Origin of the sequence: Clostridium sp. DFI.1.208 (assembly GCF_024463855.1) — a bacterium.
In the GTDB taxonomy this organism is placed as follows: Bacteria; Bacillota_I; Bacilli_A; order Erysipelotrichales; family Erysipelotrichaceae; genus Clostridium_AQ.
The window spans coordinates 1-406 of sequence record NZ_JANGCA010000210.1 but is presented as its reverse complement, the minus strand read 5'-3'; the positions used below and the strand labels follow the sequence as shown (position 1 = coordinate 406).

Annotated in this window: 1 protein-coding gene; it reads right to left on the bottom strand. The window is 48.5% G+C overall.

Features of this window, described 5'->3' with window-relative positions; all coding sequences use genetic code 11:
• On the bottom strand, positions 1-406 hold a 406-nt coding region (locus tag NE665_RS24070; protein ID WP_256302726.1), incomplete at both ends, for a hypothetical protein.

Genomic DNA, 406 nt, shown 5'->3' with positions numbered 1-406 from the left:
TTCATCCTCATCGCGCAGCATCAGAAAGAATTCCAGCTCACGATGTGTATCCTGGAACCAAGTGACCTTTTCAAAATCATTTTGGATCATCGCACGGATGCGCGGATCCTCTTCCTGCGTCTCTTCCCGCAACAGCATCGAGATATGATCGTCGATCTGTACCGGCACGAATACGTAGCCCCAATAGATGGGGAAACGGATCTTATTGAAGATGATGCGCAGGTTGTTCACGATACGGGCCTGTACATAACTTGTATCGATGAAGATGTTCCTGGGGGTGACTTTCAAACCGATGATACGCTCTCGTGTGCTGCCGTCTCTTATATGGATCGCGTCTCCGTCGATCATCTCGATATCTGACCATTCCAATGCCGTGCTGCAATATTTCTTTTGTTTCTCTGCCTGC